The organism is Alysiella filiformis (assembly GCF_014054525.1).
In the GTDB taxonomy this organism is placed as follows: domain Bacteria; phylum Pseudomonadota; class Gammaproteobacteria; order Burkholderiales; family Neisseriaceae; genus Simonsiella; species Simonsiella filiformis.
In genome coordinates, this window is sequence record NZ_CP059564.1 from 301,487 (window position 1) to 320,895 (window position 19,409).

General features: G+C 47.3%; 14 protein-coding genes and 1 tRNA gene. 7 read left to right on the forward strand and 8 right to left on the reverse strand.

Annotation, left to right across the window (positions count from 1 at the left end):
* Positions 1-55: 55 nt before the first annotated feature.
* Positions 56-1,321, forward strand: coding sequence for a glutamyl-tRNA reductase (gene hemA, locus H3L97_RS01645; RefSeq protein ID WP_097114635.1), 1,266 nt, complete (start codon positions 56-58; stop codon positions 1,319-1,321).
* A gap of 25 nt (positions 1,322-1,346) precedes the next feature.
* Here the strand turns inward: hemA and H3L97_RS01650 are convergent, their stop codons facing one another.
* Positions 1,347-1,511, reverse strand: coding sequence for a hypothetical protein (locus H3L97_RS01650; protein WP_179655857.1), 165 nt, complete (start codon positions 1,509-1,511; stop codon positions 1,347-1,349).
* Between the two features lie 38 nt (positions 1,512-1,549).
* Here H3L97_RS01650 and H3L97_RS01655 point away from each other — a divergent pair, with 38 nt between their 5' ends.
* Positions 1,550-2,155, forward strand: a complete 606-nt coding sequence (locus H3L97_RS01655; protein ID WP_097114636.1) for a helix-turn-helix domain-containing protein — start codon at positions 1,550-1,552, stop codon at positions 2,153-2,155.
* Positions 2,156-2,411: 256 nt separating this feature from the next.
* On the opposite strand, the gene H3L97_RS01660 is transcribed toward H3L97_RS01655, so the two are convergent.
* Together H3L97_RS01660 and dapD are read right to left on the reverse strand one after the other, a co-directional pair.
* A tRNA-Asn gene (locus H3L97_RS01660) sits at positions 2,412-2,487 on the reverse strand.
* A 93-nt stretch (positions 2,488-2,580) separates the two neighbouring features.
* Entirely contained in the window at positions 2,581-3,402 is an 822-nt protein-coding gene (dapD, locus tag H3L97_RS01665) for a 2,3,4,5-tetrahydropyridine-2,6-dicarboxylate N-succinyltransferase (RefSeq protein WP_097114637.1), read from the reverse strand.
* A gap of 117 nt (positions 3,403-3,519) precedes the next feature.
* Between dapD and H3L97_RS01670 the strand changes: the two genes are divergently transcribed.
* On the forward strand, positions 3,520-3,981 hold the full coding sequence (locus tag H3L97_RS01670; protein WP_097114638.1) for a low molecular weight protein-tyrosine-phosphatase: 462 nt from the start codon (positions 3,520-3,522) through the stop codon (positions 3,979-3,981).
* A 326-nt stretch (positions 3,982-4,307) separates the two neighbouring features.
* Positions 4,308-5,675, forward strand: coding sequence for a signal recognition particle protein (gene ffh / locus H3L97_RS01675; RefSeq protein ID WP_097114639.1), 1,368 nt, complete (start codon positions 4,308-4,310; stop codon positions 5,673-5,675).
* A 49-nt stretch (positions 5,676-5,724) separates the two neighbouring features.
* Here the strand turns inward: ffh and H3L97_RS01680 are convergent, their stop codons facing one another.
* A complete protein-coding gene (locus H3L97_RS01680) occupies positions 5,725-6,609 on the reverse strand; it encodes a metal ABC transporter permease (protein ID WP_097114640.1) in 885 nt (294 codons plus the stop codon).
* A gap of 390 nt (positions 6,610-6,999) precedes the next feature.
* On the opposite strand from H3L97_RS01680, the gene H3L97_RS01685 reads away from it, so the two are divergent.
* Positions 7,000-7,392: a DUF2147 domain-containing protein gene (locus H3L97_RS01685; protein ID WP_097114641.1), complete on the forward strand. Its 393-nt coding sequence runs from the start codon at positions 7,000-7,002 to the stop codon at positions 7,390-7,392.
* 111 nt (positions 7,393-7,503) lie between these two features.
* Here the strand turns inward: H3L97_RS01685 and H3L97_RS01690 are convergent, their stop codons facing one another.
* The gene (locus H3L97_RS01690; protein ID WP_097114642.1) at positions 7,504-8,682 is read right to left on the reverse strand and encodes a phosphoglycerate kinase; all 1,179 of its coding nucleotides are present in this window, start codon (positions 8,680-8,682) and stop codon (positions 7,504-7,506) included.
* Positions 8,683-9,060: 378 nt separating this feature from the next.
* Here H3L97_RS01690 and rpsB point away from each other — a divergent pair, with 378 nt between their 5' ends.
* Both rpsB and tsf read left to right on the forward strand, forming a co-directional pair.
* Positions 9,061-9,789, forward strand: coding sequence for a 30S ribosomal protein S2 (gene rpsB / locus H3L97_RS01695; RefSeq protein ID WP_097114643.1), 729 nt, complete (start codon positions 9,061-9,063; stop codon positions 9,787-9,789).
* An 85-nt stretch (positions 9,790-9,874) separates the two neighbouring features.
* On the forward strand, positions 9,875-10,729 hold the full coding sequence (gene tsf, locus H3L97_RS01700) for a translation elongation factor Ts (RefSeq protein WP_034291261.1): 855 nt from the start codon (positions 9,875-9,877) through the stop codon (positions 10,727-10,729).
* 69 nt (positions 10,730-10,798) lie between these two features.
* On the opposite strand, the gene H3L97_RS01705 is transcribed toward tsf, so the two are convergent.
* From H3L97_RS01705 to H3L97_RS01715, 3 genes are all read right to left on the reverse strand, one after another.
* Positions 10,799-11,710 (reverse strand): metal ABC transporter solute-binding protein, Zn/Mn family, encoded by a 912-nt coding sequence (locus H3L97_RS01705; protein WP_097114644.1) that lies wholly within the window; start codon positions 11,708-11,710, stop codon positions 10,799-10,801.
* A 179-nt stretch (positions 11,711-11,889) separates the two neighbouring features.
* Positions 11,890-12,240, reverse strand: coding sequence for a PepSY domain-containing protein (locus tag H3L97_RS01710; RefSeq protein ID WP_097114645.1), 351 nt, complete (start codon positions 12,238-12,240; stop codon positions 11,890-11,892).
* Between the two features lie 144 nt (positions 12,241-12,384).
* Positions 12,385-19,251, reverse strand: a complete 6,867-nt coding sequence (locus H3L97_RS01715; RefSeq protein ID WP_182073084.1) for an Ig-like domain-containing protein — start codon at positions 19,249-19,251, stop codon at positions 12,385-12,387.
* Positions 19,252-19,409: the final 158 nt, after the last annotated feature.

Sequence of the window (19,409 nt, forward strand, 5' to 3'; positions counted from 1 at the left end):
ACTCGGCAAAAATTTTGCTATAATTGCCCATCATCACAATAAACACAAAACCACCATGCGACTGACCACCATTGGTTTAAACCACCAAACCGCGCCCGTTGCCATACGCGAGCAACTGGCTTTTTCTGCCGAAAATTTGCCCCACGCTGTCCGCAATTTGGCGGACACCGCCGCCGCCGAAGCCCTGATTTTGTCCACTTGCAATCGCACCGAATTGTATTGCGTGGGCGATGCCGAACAAATCATTGATTGGTGGGCAAATTACCACGGTTTTCAGGCAGCCGAAATTCGCCCCTATTTGTATGTACACGGTTGCAGCGAAACCATTCGCCATGCCTTTCGCGTGGCTTGTGGCTTGGACAGCATGGTGCTGGGCGAACCACAAATTTTGGGTCAAATGAAAGACGCTTTGCGCGTTGCCGAACAAGAAGACTGCTTGGGCACATGGCTCAACGGTTTGTTTCAAAAAACATTTGCCACCGCCAAAGAAGTACGCAGCCACACCAGCGTGGGCGACAGCACCGTGTCTATGGCATCGGCTGCCGTGAAAATGGCAGAGCAACAATTTGGCGATTTGAGCGCGAAAAACGTGCTGTTTGTGGGCGCAGGCGAAATGATTGAATTGGTGGCAACTTATTTTGCCGCCAAAAATCCACAACGCATTACCATCGCCAATCGCAGTTTGCCACGCGCCGAAAATCTGTGCCAACGCTTGCAACTTGCCCAAGATGTGCGTTTGCTCCAAGATTTGCCTGATATTTTGGCAGATTATGATATTGTGATTGCCTCTACCGCATCAAATCTGCCCATTATTGATGCGCAAATGGTGCAAAATGCCATGAACCAACGCCAAAATCAAGCCATGTTTATGCTGGATTTGGCGGTTCCACGCGACATCGCCCCCCAAGTGGCACAAATTTCAGGCGTGCATTTGCACACGGTGGACGACATCGCCGCCATCGTGCAAAACGGCAAAGCCTCACGCCGCGAAGCCGCCGCCGCCGCCGAACACATGGTGGGGCAAAAAGTGGCAGAATTCATTGGCTGGCAACAAAGTCGCCAACGTGTGCCTTTGATTTGCGCTTTGCGTAACGAAGGCGAACGCGCTCGCCAACAAGTGCTTGAAAATGCAATGAAACAACTCGCTCGCGGTGCCAGCCCCGAAGAGGTGTTGGAACGCCTGTCGGTGCAATTAACCAACAAGCTGCTCCACGCCCCCACTCGTTTGCTCAACAAAGGCGAAGATTCGGGTTTGGTGGACGCGGTGTCGGCAATTTACCGTTTGCATCACGCCAAGCCTTCAAGCAATCGTTTGATTTAATGAGATAAATGGCGGGTGGTGCAATTCATCTTATTCCCCAATTCAGGCTGCCTGAAAGACCCATGTGGTTGTTTTCAGGCAGCCTGAATTTTTCAGCAACACCATTTTGAGCATACACCCAAAAACAAAATCGCCCTTCTAAAATAAGAAAACTAATAACTGTTAAATAAAAAAATAATTGAACAAACATTTAGACTTCCCAATTTATCACAATTAGGATAAATCATCATGGGTACAAGTTTTGCAGAAAGGGTAAAAGAACGCAGAACAGAATTGGCATTAAGCCAATCGGCATTAGCCAAACGCGCCAAAGTCAGCCAAGGCACCATTGCACAAATTGAACTGGGATTGAGCCAAGGCTCTGGAAAAATTGTGGATTTGGCTTTGGCTCTTGGCGTGAGTCCCGAATGGCTGTTGTACGGCAAAAATCCACCGCACACATTAACCCAATCTCCCCACCCAAGCCATTCAGACTTCATCACCCACACAAACAGCGACATGGGCTTAAAGAAAACCTTTTGTTTATCAAAATATTGGGATTGTGATTATTTGGATTTCATCAAAGCAAACGATGAGAGCATGTCGCCAACCATTACCATTTTTGATGATGTCATTTTTAATCGCTTGGAAACCAACAAAACAGAAAACGGCATTTTTGTCATCAAACGCACAAGTGGCACCATCATCATCAGACGATTGATTTTGGATTCACAACGCTGGCTTTATCGGAGCGATAATTTAGATAAAACACGTTATTCTGATGTCTTTGAAAATGTGGGCGATGAAATTTTAGGCAAAGTGATTTGGCGCGGTGGCGGCAATTCATTCAATTAATGTGAAAATATTGCTTTCAGGCTGCGTTGAGCCATGCTCCGCGATGAAATCATGTGAATTTAAACAAAAAAGTCTTGTATTTTGCACCGCCCACTTTTGGGGTGGGCGGTCGCAAATCCCCAATCTCAAAAAGTGCAAATCAAAAATTGTTCATTGGCACAATACGCGGATATTTTGGACACATGGAACAACCCTGAACACGATTCCAAATGGGCAAAAGAAAACCGCCTAAACGATTGTTTAGGCGGTTTAAATTTGGCTCCCCGAGCTGGGCTCGAACCAGCGACCTGCGGATTAACAGTCCGTCGCTCTACCGACTGAGCTATCAGGGAATTGATTTAGCGAATTATACGCGAAATAAAAAATCTGTCAAATACCCAATCTGGTTATTTTTTTAAGATTTTGTTTTGATAAGAAATTTAATTTTACACACCGCGCAATAATTCGTTTACGCTGGTTTTGGCGCGGGTTTGCGCGTCCACTTTTTTCACAATCACGGCACAATACAGGCTGTGGCTACCGTCTTGGCTAGGCAGGCTGCCTGAAACCACCACCGAACCTGCTGGCACGCGACCATAATGGATTTCGCCTGTTTCGCGGTCGTAGATTTTGGTGGATTGTCCGATGTACACGCCCATGGAAATCACGCTGCCTTCTTCCACAATCACCCCTTCTACAATTTCGGAACGCGCACCGATGAAACAGTTGTCTTCAATGATGGTGGGGCTGGCTTGCAAGGGTTCCAACACGCCACCAATGCCCACGCCACCGCTCAAATGCACGTTTTTGCCGATTTGGGCGCAAGAACCAACTGTTGCCCAAGTGTCCACCATTGCGCCTTCGTCCACATACGCGCCGATGTTCACATACGATGGCATCAGCACCACGTTTTTGCCCACGAAACTGCCACGGCGTGCCACCGCACCTGGTACGGCACGGAAACCTGCTGCCTGAAAATCGGCTTGTGTCCAAGTGGCGAATTTGGTTGGTACTTTGTCAAAAAATTGGTTCACGCCATCGCCCAAAATCACGTTGTCTTGAATGCGGAATGAGAGCAACACGGCTTTTTTTGCCCACTCGTTCACTTTCCATTTGCCCACGCTTTCGCGCTCGGCAACGCGCAGGCTGCCTGAATCCAGTTGGCGCAGGGTTTCCAACACGGCTTCTTTCACTTCGGGCGTTACGGTTGCGGGGGTGATGTTGGCGCGGTCTTCAAACGCGGTTTCAATGATTTGTTGTAAAGACATGGTTTTTCCTTTAAAAAATGGATTCACAAAAAATGGAATTGTAACGCAAAATCACATCAATCAGATTGAAACACGCTAAAATAACGTTTTGTTTTTTCAAATCAGAAAGAAAAATTGATGAAAAACATTTTATTTGTGTGCTTGGGCAACATTTGCCGTTCGCCCATGGCAGAATATGTGTTCCGCGATATGGCGGCGCAACGCGGCATTCAGGCAGCCTGCAAAAGTGCAGGCACATCGGGTTGGCACAATGGCGAAACCATGCACTGCGGCACAGCCGATATTTTGGACGGCATGAACATTGATTCACGCGATTTTGTCAGCAGCCAAGTGCCAGACGATTGTATGCAAGTGTATGATTATGTGTTGGTTATGGACGACAACAATTTGCGCGATATGCAAAAACGTTTTGGCAAAAATCCGCACAAATTGTTCAAAATCACCGATTTGCTGCCTGAAAACAGCCCACACGACCACGTTCCCGACCCATGGTACACAGGCAATTTTGTGCAAACGCGCGAAATTGTGTCGCAATGCTGCGCCATTTTGTGCGACAAATTGCAAAAAGGCGAAATGTGAATAACGTGTTAAAATGGCACGTTTTTTGCATTTCAGACCGCTTTTTTGGGATTTTTTTGCCTTCGGCGACTTACTTTTTAAAAAAGTAAGCCAAATAATCAACCCACATTCTGTTGCTGTTTCAAATTTAAAATGCAGACAGCCTGAAAATTTTTACAAATGACTTTGTTGTATGAAAAAAATCACTTTCAGGCTGCCTGAAAATGTTTTTTCAAAACAAACTCGTTGGGCTTTTATTTATTTGGCTTACTTTTTTAAAAAGTAAGTCGCCGAAGGCAAAAAACCCAAAAAGGCAGCCTGAAAATCATTTTTTTAAGGAATCAACCATGTTAGACAATTTAACCAAACGTTTCTCAAAAGTATTCAAAGACATACGCGGACAATCCAAATTAAGCGAAGACAACATCAAAGAAGCCCTGCGCGAAGTGCGTTTGGCATTGCTGGAAGCAGACGTGGCTTTGCCGATTGTGAAAGACTTTGTCAATCAAGTGAAAGAACGCGCTTTGGGCAAGGAATTTGCCGACACGCTCACGCCCGACCAAGCCTTTTTCGGCATCGTGAACGAAGCCCTGATTGAACTGATGGGCAAAGAAAACAGCCAATTAAATTTGGCAGCCACGCCGCCTGCCACCATTTTGATGGCAGGTTTGCAAGGTGCAGGTAAAACCACCACCGTGGGCAAATTGTCCAAATTCATCAAAGACCAAGACAAGAAAAAGAAAATCCTGCTCGTATCGGCAGACGTGTACCGCCCTGCCGCGATTGAACAGTTGAAATTGCTGGCAGAACAAGTGCAAGTGGATTTTTTCCCGTCCGATGTATCGCAAAAACCCGTTGAAATTGCGTTGGCGGCGCAAGATTATGCCAAAAAACATTTTTACGATATTTTGATGGTGGACACGGCAGGTCGCTTGGCGATTGATGAAGAAATGATGAATGAAATCAAAGCCATTCATGCCGCCATCAAGCCGATTGAAACCCTGTTTGTGGTAGACGCGATGTTGGGTCAAGACGCGGTAAACACCGCCCAAGCCTTTAACGAAGCCCTGCCTTTAACGGGCGTGATTTTGACCAAAATGGACGGCGATGCGCGTGGTGGTGCGGCATTGTCGGTGCGCCAAATCACGGGCAAACCGATTAAATTCATTGGCGTGGGCGAAAAAATCAATGGTTTGGAGCCGTTTCACCCCGAACGCATTGCCAGCCGCATTTTGGGCATGGGCGATGTGATGACTTTGATTGAAGATGTGCAAAAAGGCATTGACGAAGAAATTGCCAAAGAAATGGCGCAAAAATTGCATCGCGGCAAAGACTTTGATTTGAATGACTTTAAAGCGCAAATTCAACAAATGCGCAACATGGGCGGTTTTGAGAATTTGCTCTCCAAAATGCCAGGGGAATTGGGGCAGATTTCCAAACAAATCCCCGAAGGCACAGCAGAAAAAGCGATGGCACACGTTGAAGCCATCATCAATTCCATGACCCCAAAAGAACGTGCCAACCCCGACATCATCAAAGCCAGTCGCAAAAAACGCATTGCGGCAGGTGCTGGCACCACGGTTCAGGAAGTGAACAAAATGCTGAAACAATTTGAACAATCGCAACAAATGATGAAAATGTTTAGCGGCAAAAACATGCAAAAATTGATGCGTATGGCAAAAGGCATGAAGGGCTTGTTCCCCAATATGCGCTAAAATGCCAAATGACAGCAGGTCGGATTTTTAAAATCCGACCTGTTGGTTTTCAGACTGCCTTGAATTTGCGGTGTTTTTTGCGCCAAATTTTGATGAAAATGCCACTGTTTGCCCCAAAAACCACGGAAAACAGATACCAAATCCCACAAAATAAAATAATCGTTGGTCCTGACGGAATATTGGCTGGGTGATGATACGACAACAACAAGCCCGCATAACCACACACCAATGCCCCCAAACTCGCTACCGCCATCAATGCCCCCATGCCGCGTACCCACAATCGCGCGGCAATCGCTGGCAACATCATCAAGCCCACCGACATCAATGTACCCAATGCTTGAAATCCTGCCACCAAATTCATCACCACCAAAACCAAAAACGCAACGTGCCACACGCCACCTTTGCCTTTAACGGCGCGTAAAAACAGGGGGTCTATGCTTTCCATCATCAGGGGGCGAAACATGATTGCCAATGCCAAAATCGTCAAACTCGCCACCACCCCCATCAAACGCAACGACACCAAATCCACCGCCAGCACCGACCCAAACAGCAAATGCAACAATTCCACATTGTTGCCGCCCAAACTGACCAAAATCACGCCAATCGCCAAGCTGCTCAAATAAAAGGCGGCAAAATTGGCGTCTTCTTTCAATTCGGTAAAGCGGCTGATTAAGCCTGCCAAAAATGCCATCAACATGCCTGCCACAAAGCCGCCTACACTCATGGCTGGTAAACTCAATCCTGCCACCATGTAGCCAATCGCTGCCCCTGGTAACACGGCGTGGCTCAACGCATCGCCAATCAAACTCATGCGGCGCATCACGAGAAATGTGCCAACGGGCGCAGCCGATAATGCCAAAAAGACCACCGAGGTTAAAGCGTAGCGCATGAAAGAAAATTCGGTAAAGGGTGCAATGAAATATTCGTGAAACATGATGATTTTTATCAAAATAAAAGGGAAAATGGGGTTTCAGGCTGCCTTTCAGTACACGACAAAAATCTTTCAGGCTGTCTGCAACCTGTCCCCTCCCCTGCTGGCGGGGGAGGGTTAGGGTGGGGGTGGCTCGTTGCGTTTCTAACCCCCACCCCAGCCCTCCCCCTTACATAGGGGGAGGGGGCAGGTTTGTGGCAATATCAAAAAATGTCGTGTACTGAAAGGCTGCCTGAAAAACCGCCATTATACCGTTTCAGGCAGCCTTGTTACAGCATAACATTCAATCGGCTTGCGCCACACTTTGCGTTTGAAAAAGTAAAAAATTGGCAAAGCCCCCAGTTTTAGAATAGAATGCCCAATTTTCCATATCAACACACAGGAATCGCATTGATGAAACGCATTTTATTCGCCACATTGTTGGCAAGCATCAGCAGCATGGTCGCTGCCGCCAGCATTGAAGGCAAATGGCAAACCTTTGACGAAAAAGACGGTAAACCCAAAGCCCACATTCAAATCAGCAAAGCAGGCAACGGCTTTCAAGGCACGGTGGTGGGCGTGGAACCCACTTGCGCGATTTGCAAACAAAAAAACTTGGTCGGTCAAACCATTTTAACGGGCTTGAAACAAGACAGCGACAATGAATATTCGGGCGGTCAAATCAGAGACCCTCAATCGGGCAAAACCTATAAAGCCAAAGCCACGGTAAAAGGCAATCGCTTGGAAGTGCGTGGTTTTGTGGGCATTTCGCTGCTGGGTCGCACGCAAACTTGGAAACGCATGTAAACCCACATCATCAAACCATTCAGGCTGCTTGAAACGCACCAAAAAGCGTTTCAGGCAGCCTGAATTTTCACATTTCAACCATGCGATGATTGAAAACCTGTATTCATCATCTTACTGGGCAAATTTTTCCAAAGCAACCACGGCTGGCAATGCCTTGCCCTCCAAAAATTCCAAGAACGCGCCGCCGCCTGTGGAAATGTAGCCAATTTGCTCGGTAATGCCAAATTTCGCAATCGCTGCCAAAGTGTCGCCACCGCCAGCGATAGAAAAACCTGCACTTTCCGCCACCGCGCGTGAAACGGTTTCTGTACCGCTGGCGAATTGGGCAAACTCAAACACGCCCACAGGTCCATTCCACACGATTGTGCCTGCGTTTTTGATGATTTCGGCAAGCTGTTGTGCGGATTGTGCGCCAATGTCCAAAATCATGTCGTCTGCGGCAACGTCTTCAATGGCTTTGTGTTCGGCTGGGGCGGTTTCGGCAAATTCTTTTGCCGTTACCACATCAACGGGCAAAGGCACAACACCGCCTTTTGCCGCCATTTTGGCGATGATTTTTTTCGCTTCGTCCACCAAATCGGGTTCAGCCAGCGATTTGCCAATCGGTTTGCCTTGCGCCAACAAGAACGTATTGGCAATGCCACCACCCACGATGAGTTGGTCAACTTTATCCGCCAAACTTTCCAAAATCGTCAATTTGGTGGACACTTTGCTGCCTGCCACAATCGCCACCATGGGGCGAGCGGGATTTTTCAAGGCTTTGCCCAGCGCGTCCAATTCAGCCGCCATCAAAATCCCTGCCACCGACACAGGCGCAAATTGCGCCACCGCTTCGGTAGAGGCTTGGGCGCGATGAGCCGTGCCAAACGCATCGTTCACAAACACATCGCACAAGCTGGCGTAGGCTTTGCCCAATTCGGGGTCATTTTTGCCTTCGCCTTTGTTGATGCGGACGTTTTGCAACAAAGCCACTTCGCCCGTTTTCAGACTGGGTGGATTGTCGCGCCAATCGTTCAACACTTTGATTTTTTTGCCCAACAATCCGCCCAAATGCGCGGCAACGGGTGCAACATCGTCTTCGGGGTGAAATTCGCCTTCGGTGGGGCGACCCAAATGCGTCATCACAATCACGGCTGCGCCCTTGTCCAGCGCGTATTGAATGGAGGGCAAAGACGCACGAATGCGCGTGTCATCGCTGATTTTGCCGTCTTTAAAAGGCACGTTCAAATCGGCACGGATTAACACGGTTTTGCCTTGCAAATCTTGGTCGGTCAATTTCAAAAAGCTCATGGGTTTTGTCCTTGTTTTGGTTTGGTTTGGGAAAATGCGGTTTCAGGCAGCCTTGCAGCATGCGACAATTTTTGATGTTGCCAACCATTTACCCCCTCCCCCGCAAGCAGGGGAGGGAATAAGTTGCTGTGGGTTGTGTATAGCGCGGCAGCCTGAAAATCCCAAATTATAACGCGATTTGCCTGCCTGAAAAAAACCTTGTCGCATAAAAGATTTATCGCTATAATGCGCGGTCTTTTTCGCAATGGAAAAGGCACTTTGACGCACAGCACATTTCGCGTTAAGGGTGTTTTCAGGCAGCCTGAAAAGGCGTTTTTGAAAATTCTGGCAGAAATGTGTATGCTTTTTAACCCTTAATTTAATTAGGAAATTTGAATTATGTCTTCTCAAATCACCATGCGCCAAATGATTGAAGCTGGCGTACATTTCGGTCACCAAACCCGCTACTGGAACCCAAAAATGGCACAATACATTTTTGGCGCGCGCAACAAAATCCACATCATCAACTTGGAAAAAACCGTTCCCATGTTCCAAGAAGCACAAGAAGTGGTGCGCCGTTTGGTTGCCAACAAAGGCACGATTTTGTTTGTTGGCACAAAACGCCAAGCGCGTGAAATCATCAAAGAAGAAGCACAACGCGCAGGTATGCCCTATGTAGACCATCGCTGGTTGGGCGGCATGCTGACCAACTACAAAACCGTAAAACAATCCATCAAACGCTTGGAAGAAAAAGCCGCTTTGTTGGCAAACGCCGAATCAAGCGGTTACAACAAAAAAGAATTGTTGGACATGACCCGCGAAGTGGAAAAATTGGAACGCTCTTTGGGCGGCATCAAAGACATGAAAGGCTTGCCAGACGCGATTTTCGTGATTGACACTGGCTACCAACACGGTACTTTGGTGGAAGCCGAAAAATTGGGCATTCCCGTGATTGCCGTTGTGGACACCAACAACAGCCCAGACGGTGTGAAACACGTTATCCCTGGTAACGATGACTCCGCCAAAGCCATTCGTTTGTACTGCCGTGGCATCGCTGATGCTGTGCTGGAAGGCAAAAACCAAGCGGTTGCGGAAACCGTAGCGGCTGCACAACAAGCTGCTGAATAAGACTTTTGTCTTTTCAGGCTGCCTGAAAACGGTTTCAGGCAGCCTGTTTTGAATTTCATTTGAATTGATATTTTTGGAGAACAATATGGCAGAAATTACTGCAAAAATGGTTGCCGATTTGCGCGCCGCAACTGGCTTGGGCATGATGGAATGCAAAAAAGCCTTGGTAGAAGCCGAAGGCAATTTTGAAAAAGCCGAAGAAATCTTGCGCATTAAATCAGGTGCAAAAGCAGGTAAATTGGCAGGTCGCACGGCTGCCGAAGGCGTGTTGGCTTACGCGATTGAAGGCAAAGTGGGCGCATTGGTTGAAGTAAACTGCGAAACCGACTTTGTGGCAAAAGACGCTGGTTTTGTTGAATTTGCCAATTTTGTTGCCAAAACTGCGGTGGCAAAAAAACCCGCTACCGTTGAAGAATTGGCGGCTTTGGTGGAAGACGAGCGCAAAGCCGTGATTGCCAAATTAGGCGAAAACATGTCTGTACGCCGTTTCCAAGTAATTGAAACTTCTGGCGAATTGGTGGCTTACATTCACGGTGCTTTGGCAACCGAAGGCGTGTTGGTGGAATACACAGGCAGCGAAGACGTGGCGCGTAAAATCGGCATGCACATCGTTGCGGCTAAACCACAATGCGTGCGCGAAGACCAAGTGGACGCGGAAACCGTTGAAAAAGAACGCCACATCTACACCCAACAAGCGATTGAATCTGGCAAACCTGCTGAAATCGCTGCGAAAATGGTTGAAGGTCGCATCAAAAAATTCTTGGCAGAAGTGTCTTTGAACGGTCAAGCATTTGTGATGAACCCAGACCAAACCGTTGCCCAATACGCCAAAGAAAATGGCACAGAAATCTTGTCATTCGCACGCTACAAAGTGGGCGATGGCATTGAAAAAGCGGTTGTGGACTACGCGGCAGAAGTGGCTGCGGCTGCAAAAGTTTAATCATTCATTTGATTTAAAATCAAAAATGCTGCCTGAAATGGTATTTTCAGGCAGCATTTTTGTTTTTTCTTATTTTTTCATTGCGCCGCTCATGGCACGCACGTTGTAGCGGAACATATCCACATAGGTGCGGGCGTTGGCTTCTTGGGACAATGCGTCTGAATACAGTTTGCCGCCCACTTTCACGCCTGTTTCTTGGGCAATGCGTTCCACCATGCGTCCATCTTTGATGTTTTCGGTAAACACGGCTTGAATGCCTTGTTGCTTGATTTGACGAATGATGGCGGCTACGGTTTTGGCGGAGGGTTGCGCTTCGGTGCTCACCCCTTGTGGCGCAAGGAAGGTTACGCCATAGCGTTTGCCCAAATAGCCAAATGAATGGTGTCCTGTCAAAACTTTGCGGTGTTCGCGTGGCACGGCGTTGAACTGGCTGCGGGCATACGCATCCAGCTTAACCAATTCCCCCGAATAGGCTTTGAAACGCGCCTGATAGTGGCTCGCGCCAGCAGGGTCGGCTTTGATTAAGGCGGCGGTTACATTGGCGGCATATTTTTGCATCAACACGGGGTCGTGCCAAACGTGGGGGTCAAATTCGCCATGGTCGTGGTGGTGTCCGTCTTCGCCATGATGGTGGTGGTGTGCGCCCTCTTCGTTTTTAATGGGCGAAATGCCTGCGGTGGCTTCGGCATAGGCAACTTTGCTTTGTTTCACGGCGCGCATCACATCGCCATTTTCCAAACCCAAACCGTTGAGCAACACCAATTTGGCTGACGCGATTTTTTTGGCATCGGCACTGCTTAATTGATAGGCGTGGGCATCGCCATCGGCTGGCACCAAATTGGTGATGCTGACGCGCTCGCCACCGATTTGTTTTGCCACGTCGCCCAGCACGCTAAAACTGCTGACCACCGATAAAGTTTCGGCATTCAGGCTGCCTGAAAACAACACGGCTACGGTAACAACAAGGGTTTTCAATTTCATGTTTATCCTTTCATTTCATTGATGGTGGGCAAATTAAAGACAAACATTGTAGCGCAAAACAAATGTTATAGTGTAACAAAATTTGCTGTGGCAACAACCGTTCTTGGCAAAAAGTGTGGCACAAAAATGATTTCAGGCAGCCTTTTAACCCAAAGCTGCCTGAAATGTTTTAAATGAAATCAATCATCTAATTCTTTTTTGCTGTGTGTGATTTTGCCCGATTGTGCGTCAATCCACACTTCATAATCGTAGCGACCGTCTTTCAAATCCACCTGATAGTGGCTGCGACCGCGTTTGCGTTCCAAATCCACATCGGTAACGCGCGCGCCGTGGTAGCGACTTTTGGCGATGGCAATGGCGCGTTCGCGGCTGATTTTGGGTGCACCATTGCTGTGTTTGTGCACATAGGCGGCGCGTGGACGGCGGCGGTCATCGTCATCATCGTCCCAATCGTCATCAGCCCAAGCTGGGGCGGAAACAAAAGTGAAGGCAGTTAAAGCCAAAAGGCTGATTTTTTTGATGTGATTCATGATAATTAAACAAAATGATGTTGTGTGTCAAACGGCTATTTTGAGCGAAAATACCCAATCCGCAAAGTGGATTGACACATTTTTACGCTTGTAAAACAATGATAAAGGCAGCCTGAATGCCTTTTCAGGCTGCCTGAAAACGCATTAACCCAAAATAAAATGCGTTTCGTCAATGCGTAAAGCGGCTTTGTTTTCCAAAGTGGCAAAGTGAATCGCGTCCGCATTGCCATTGCCGTCTGGGTCGTAAGACAAATGACCGTTGCTGGCATCGTATTTCACACGCTCGGCAAGATTTTGGGCATTTAAGCCACTGAATGCGCTCAAAGCCAGTTCAATTTTGTCTTGCGACACGTCAAAATCACCAATGATGTCCACCGAACCGTCCAACAGGCTGCTGAACACAAACGTATCCGCACCATCGCCGCCTGTGAGTGTATCGCTGCCGCGTCCACCGTCCAAACGGTCGTTGCCGCCCAAGCCTTGCAACACGTTGTTGCCATCGTTGCCGATGATGGTGTTTGCCAAATCGTTGCCTGTGCCGTGTAACGCATTGCCAAACAGAGTCAGATTTTCCACAAAATCAGACAAACGGTAGTGGTCAATGTGGGCATAAACGGTATCGGTGCCTTGATTGTCCAATTCGGTTACGGTATCGGCAAGGTTGTCCACCACATAAATGTCGTTGCCCAAACCGCCGTACATTTGGTCTGCGCCCGCGCCACCGTCTAGGAAATCGTTGCCCTCATCGCCCCAAATTTGGTCGTTGCCATCGCCACCGTAGATGTTGTTGTCGGCTTTATTGCCTTTTAACACATCGTCATGGGCTGAACCAATCAGGTTTTCAATTTGCGTGCCATAACCGATGAAGGCTTGTCCATCAACGTAGGTGTTTTTGGTAATGGCAAAGCCCCATTTTGTGTACATATCATTGTTAATTTTCCACTCCTCACCATTTATTTCACTTTCAATATACTCATTGCCAAACTCAGTAAAATATTCTGTTAAAGGTTTACCCAATTCTCCACCATATTCAGTATGAGTTTTATTTTTAATTAGAAAAGTATCTGAAATTTGACCACGATAAATCCAAGACCCAGGAGTTAAATTCACATTAACCCCTTCATTTTCTTTGGAAGCGTCAAAAGTATCTACACCAGCAGCGTCCCAAATGTAAATATTGCCATCAGGCATCATCGGATTATATTGATTAAAGCGATAAACATCATTACCTGTATTGCGATTTTTATTCACCCCAAAACGCCAATGTAAGTATGCCAAATCATATAAACCCAAATTATTGCGCCCAGATTGTGTTGCAAAGTGGTCGCCATACGACATAACACTGACCTCAGTTGTTCGTTCAGCCTTTGCGTAAGACCACTGATTGAATTTATCATAGCTACTCACATCAATGTGTGTTGCACCAAGGGTATGAAAAATTTCGTGGAAATTGATGTATTTTTTAAATTCATCTACTTCATTATACAGTGTATTTAAAATCAGTTTCTCACCGTCCCAGCCTGTACCACTGTGTCCACCATTTAATCTCGCAGACATTAATATCGTATCTGCTTCTTCACGATGCTCCGTATGTTGAAATTTTAAATTACTTACTGATTCATAAAATGCGTACGCATCATGAATAGCGGCTTTCAATTCAGCAGAATAATCTTCCTGAGTACCTGGTATTACCCGCTTGCCAGCTGATACTGGATTATCGCTAACATAATCTTCTTTTTTCGCAAAATAATATTTAATAACCGCAGGTTCAGCAGTATTTCCTCCAAATGGTGTTTTATTCCAATTGAGAAAGCCATATTGACTTCTCATATCAATTGCATCAATAAAATAGGCAAAGTTATGATTTACATCAGAGTGTTGAACAACCCTATCAGTAGTGTATTCATGAGGATTCACAAACAAATCGCCAACATCACGATTTTGTAATACAGATACGGTATCCATTAGACTGATGTTCTCGCCCTTGGCATTTTGAATTTTTAAGGCTGCCTGAATATTTGACACAGCTTTTAAATCATCATTTTTCACTTGAATGGCAAAACTTAAATCTTCATTAACGCGTGTGGTGTAATGTGCATTACCAATCGTGATACTGATTTCATCTCCTGATTGGGCAGCACCACTAACCCTGCCTGAAACTGTTGTTTCATGCTGAGTGCCTATTTGAAGTTGTTGAGTAAGTTGAATTTGCGTTTCATCAAATACAACCTGAACTTTTTTCAATTCATTTTGTGCAAATTCATCACTCATCTTATTTAAAACCAATTGTTTTTGACCATTGACATCCATAACATGGGGTAAGTAATTGCGACCACGATTATAAATCGCATCATAATTTTTGTACTTGGCACTCTCATACTCATGTCCTTGTAAATATCCATGACCTGAATGATAAGCAATCAATTCATAAGAAATAGGCTGCCCTTTCAACGCCTGATATTGTTCATGCGTCAAATCCAAAAAGAATGTATGCTCATCTTGTTTAATGCCCACATTAAAGGTTTGGTCGCCAATTTTCAGTTTTATGGCGCGAACAAAATTCTCATTTTGCCCTTGTGCAAACAAACTGTTACTGAAATCCAACTTACCCGACAACCGCACCGACCCCAGCTCTTGTGCCAAATCCAGTTTCACATCGTCCAAATGAATTTTGGCAATCGCTTCGGGCGCAACGGTGTAGCTCAAATTGTTGCTTTGATGAATTTTGCCGTGGTCGTTCAAGCTGGCGGTAAGCGCGTAGCCTCGGTGGGCAATTAAATCCGCACCGCGCACTTCAAACGCAAACGACAAATCTTCGCCCACCGTGGCTTTGTATTCGGTGCCGTGAATGCGCATGGCGATTTCTTTGCCCTTTTGCGTGTGGGCAAATTCCCCATTCAGGCTGCCTGAAACGCGCACGTTGTCCGATTGCGCTTCACTCACATTGATGTGTTCATCGCCCGTGATGTGTTGCAACACAATATTGATGTCGCCATCTTGCGGTACGCTGTATGTGGCTTGCCCTTCTGCGCTAATTGGGTTGTTTGCGCTGTCGGTTGTGCTGATTGTGGCATGAATGGTGTTGTTGCCCAACAAATGGTCTTTATCAATAATGGCTGTAAATTGCCCCGTGCTGGCATCAATCTCAACATTTTTACGAAAGCCATTACTGCCAACCTGAATGGTAACTTGGTCATTGGGCTTAAATTCGCCTGTTACTTTGCCTATAACGGTCAAATCTTCATTGGGGTTGATTCTGCCAATATCTTCCAGTTCAATATCCAATGCCGCGCTCAATTTCACATCAAACTGACCGCTCACACTTTCGCCTGTGGCGGTGTTGCCCGCCAAATCGCTTACGCTGATTTCGGCGCGTACGTTCACGGTTTGTTTGTCCCACGCATTCAGTTGCTGTTGGTTGATGGGCAATTCCCAGCGCAAGCTGCCGTTTTCGCTAAGCAAAGTGGGCTTGTGGTCAATTTCATTGATTTTAATGACAATATTCAATTTCGCATCGGGTACATCATCATCGCGGGTAATGCTGCCTGATAATTTAAAATTGTTTTGATTCAAAACATTGCGATTCACAAGCGGTATGGCATCTAGGGTAATCACGGGTTTGTTCAAAATCACATCTTGACGGTATTTTTGTGTTACCACATCGCCTTTGTTTTGTGCCTTGTCTTTGGCGAACACGGCTACGGTATCGTATTTCAACAGCTCTTCGGTACTCACGTCCACCGCAAAGCTGTTGTCGTCCCGAATTGCCACCACAAACTCACGCGAACGCGGCGATGAACACGAACTGCACGAACACACCATCATCACCACATCATTGGCTTTGTCCAACTGGCTCACGCTGCCTGTAATGGTGGTAACGGCTTGTTCGCTTTCGCTTTTGTTGATGATGTTGTCGTTGGCAATCTGGTTCAAAATGATTTGTGCGGCAGGCGGCGTAACATCTACCTCATAGTCTGCCACTTGGCTGACTTGGGCAACATTGCCTGCGCTGTCGGTGGTTTTCAGGCTGGCTTTAATGCTGGCGTGATTGAGCAAAGTGTTGCCCGCCACATTGAATGTGAACGTGCCATTGTCGGCAATGTCCACTTCAAGCGGAACGGCTTCGCCAATTTCCACGCTCAATTTGTCGCCCAAATGAAAATGCTGCACCGTGCCCGACACCGCAATGGCAGGCAATTCACTTTCCACTTGGTTGATGACATTGTCTTCGGTAATCGGATTGAAAGTGATAATGGGGTCGCGGATTTCGGTTTGCACCTCATATTCGGGCGCAGTTTTGCTGACAATCATTTCGCCATGGCGTTGAATTTCGGCAACAATAACAGGTTTTTCCTTCAACAGGCTGCCTGAAACCTCGGTGCGGAACACACCATTTTCTATTGCCACAGGGCGCGTTTCATCGCCAATTTTCAGGTTCAACACATCTTTACCACGCGCATTTTCCACGCTGCCTGAAAGCGTTTGCATGGATTCACTTTCAGCTTTGTTCAAAATATTGTCGCCCGCAATGGGGTTGAATTGGATTTTAGGCGGATTGGCACGCGCCTCGGCAAGCCATTCCGCTTTCAATTCATCATACAATTTTTGCGTGGCATTTTTTTCATCAATGGCTTTATCACGCGCGGCTTCGGCGGCTTTTTGCGCTTCAACCGCCTGATTTTTCACCATTTCAGCCTCATTCGCCAAGGCTTGCGCCTTATCTTGTGCCGCTTTGGCTTTGGATTCGGCATCTTGGGCGATTTGTTTGGCGGTTTCGGCTGCCTGTTTTTCCAATTCAGCGTTTTGTTGCGCCTCAATCGCTTTATCTCGGGCTTTTTCAGCCTGTTCTTGTGCTGCCAACGCTGCCTTTTTGGCATTTTCCGCCAACACTTTTTCGGCTTGCGTTTCCGCTTTCAGGTTTTCCGCCACGTTTTGTGCTTGCTGGGCTTGCACTTGGGCAGTTTGTGCGTCTTTCAAGGCTTGCTCGGCGGCTTTTTGTGCATTGAGCGCGTTGGATTGGGCGACTTCTGCCGCGTTTTTCGCATTTTCAGCCAGCGTTTTTTCGGCTTGCGCGTCTGCTTTCGCTTGCTCGGCGGCTTTTTGTGCATTGAGCGCGTTGGATTGGGCGACTTCTGCCGCATTTTTCGCATTTTCAGCCAGCGTTTTTTCGGCTTGCGCGTCTGCTTTTGCTTGTTCTGCGGCTTTTTGCGCATTTAGCGCGTTGGATTGCGCGACTTCTGCCGCATTTTTCGCGTTTTCAGCCAACGTTTTTTCGGCTTGCGCGTCTGCTTTTGCTTGTTCGGCTGCTTTTTGCGCATTTACCGCGTTAGATTGGGCGACTTCTGCCGCGTTTTTCGCATTTTCAGCCAGCGTTTTTTCGGCTTGCGCGTCTGCTTTCGCTTGTTCTGCGGCTTTTTGTGCATTTAACGCATTGGATTGCGCGACTTCTGCCGCGTTTTTCGCGTTTTCAGCCAGCGTTTTTTCGGCTTGCGCGTCTGCTTTTGCTTGCTCGGCTGCTTTTTGTGCATTGAGCGCGTTGGATTGGGCGACTTCTGCCGCGTTTTTCGCGTTTTCAGCCAGCGTTTTTTCGGCTTGCGCGTCTGCTTTTGCTTGCTCGGCGGCTTTTTGTGCATTGAGCGCATTGGATTGGGCGACTTCTGCCGCATTTTTCGCGTTTTCAGCCAACGTTTTTTCGGTTTGTGCGTCTGCTTTTGCTTGTTCGGCTGCTTTTTGTGCGTTTAGCGCGTTGGATTGGGCGACTTCTGCCGCGTTTTTCGCGTTTTCAGCCAGCGTTTTTTCGGCCTGCGCGTCTGCTTTCGCTTGTTCTGCTGCTTTTTGCGCGTTTGCCGCGTTGGATTGGGCGATTTCTGCCGCTTTCTGTGCGGTTTCCGCTTTGGCTTGCGCCAATTCTGCGGCTTGTTTGGCTTGCTCTGCCAACGCTTTTTCCGCTTGCGTTTCTGACTTCATGTCTTCTGCTGTTTTTTGCGCTTGCTGGGCTTGCGCTTGGGCGATTTGCGCGGCTTGTTGGGCTTTTTCGGCAATTTGCTCTGCCGATTGGGCATGAGCTTGGGCAATTTCAGCCGCTTTTTGTGCCGACTCTGCCTTATTTTTGGCATTTTCAGCCAATGCTTTTTCATTTTCAGCCCGTTTTTGTGCGGCAATAGCCTGCTCTTGCGCGATTTGCGCCTTGGCTTGGGCGGATTCTGCGGCTTTTTGCGCTTGCTCGGCGGCAATTTGTTGCGCTTGCGCGGCTTGTTGAGCGGCTTGTGCTTGATTTTGTGCGTTCAGCGCGTCATTTTTGGCATTTTCAGCCAGCGTTTTTTCGGTTTGTGCGTCATTTTTGGCTTGTTCGGCTTGATTTTGTGCGGCTATGGCTTGGGCTTTGGCGCGTTCGGTTTCTGCTTTCAGCGTTTCGCTGGCTTTAATGGCATTTTCGGCGCGTTGTGCTTGAATTTGGGCAATTTCCGCATTGGATTGGGCGCGATTGGCTTGATGTTTGGCGGTGTCCAACTCGCTTTGCATTTGCTTTAAGGCTGCCTGTAATTGGCTTTCTGATGTGCTGGTGGCATGATTTTGTGCCGATGTTGGGTTGGATTCGCTGGCTTTGTCATGATTTTGGGGATTTTTGTCCTTACCCGAACGGCTGCTTGCCAATGCCACGCCACCGCCCAGCAAAGCCAATCCGCCCACAAAACCGACAAACTGCCAATTATGACTGGCTGCCACTTGGCTGGCTTTGAGCGCGGTTTGGGGCAAATGCGATGCCGCCACAAAGCCGTTTCCTTCATGCAAAATCAAAATGGGGGGTTCTTGTGGCGTTTGTTCAGGCAGCCAAAACCACACTTCATCGCCTTGTTGTTCAAAGCGGACATTGGGCAAACTTTGATTGTCTTCGCTGAAAAAGCGGTATTGGGCGGTTTCTTCAAAGTTCAAATGTTCGGTGGTTTGAATGGGCAAATCCACGCTTTGAACAAGCTGACCATTTTTGCTGATATTCAATTTGATTTTCATGACAAAGCCTTTGATTTAATGTGAATAAATGATTTTTAATTTTACATATTTTTTCCTTGATTTTCAAAACATTTCAGGCAGCCTGAACGGTTTAAGCCATTCATGCTGCCTGAAAAACAACACTTCAAATCACAGCCCATGGGCAAATGGCACATTCA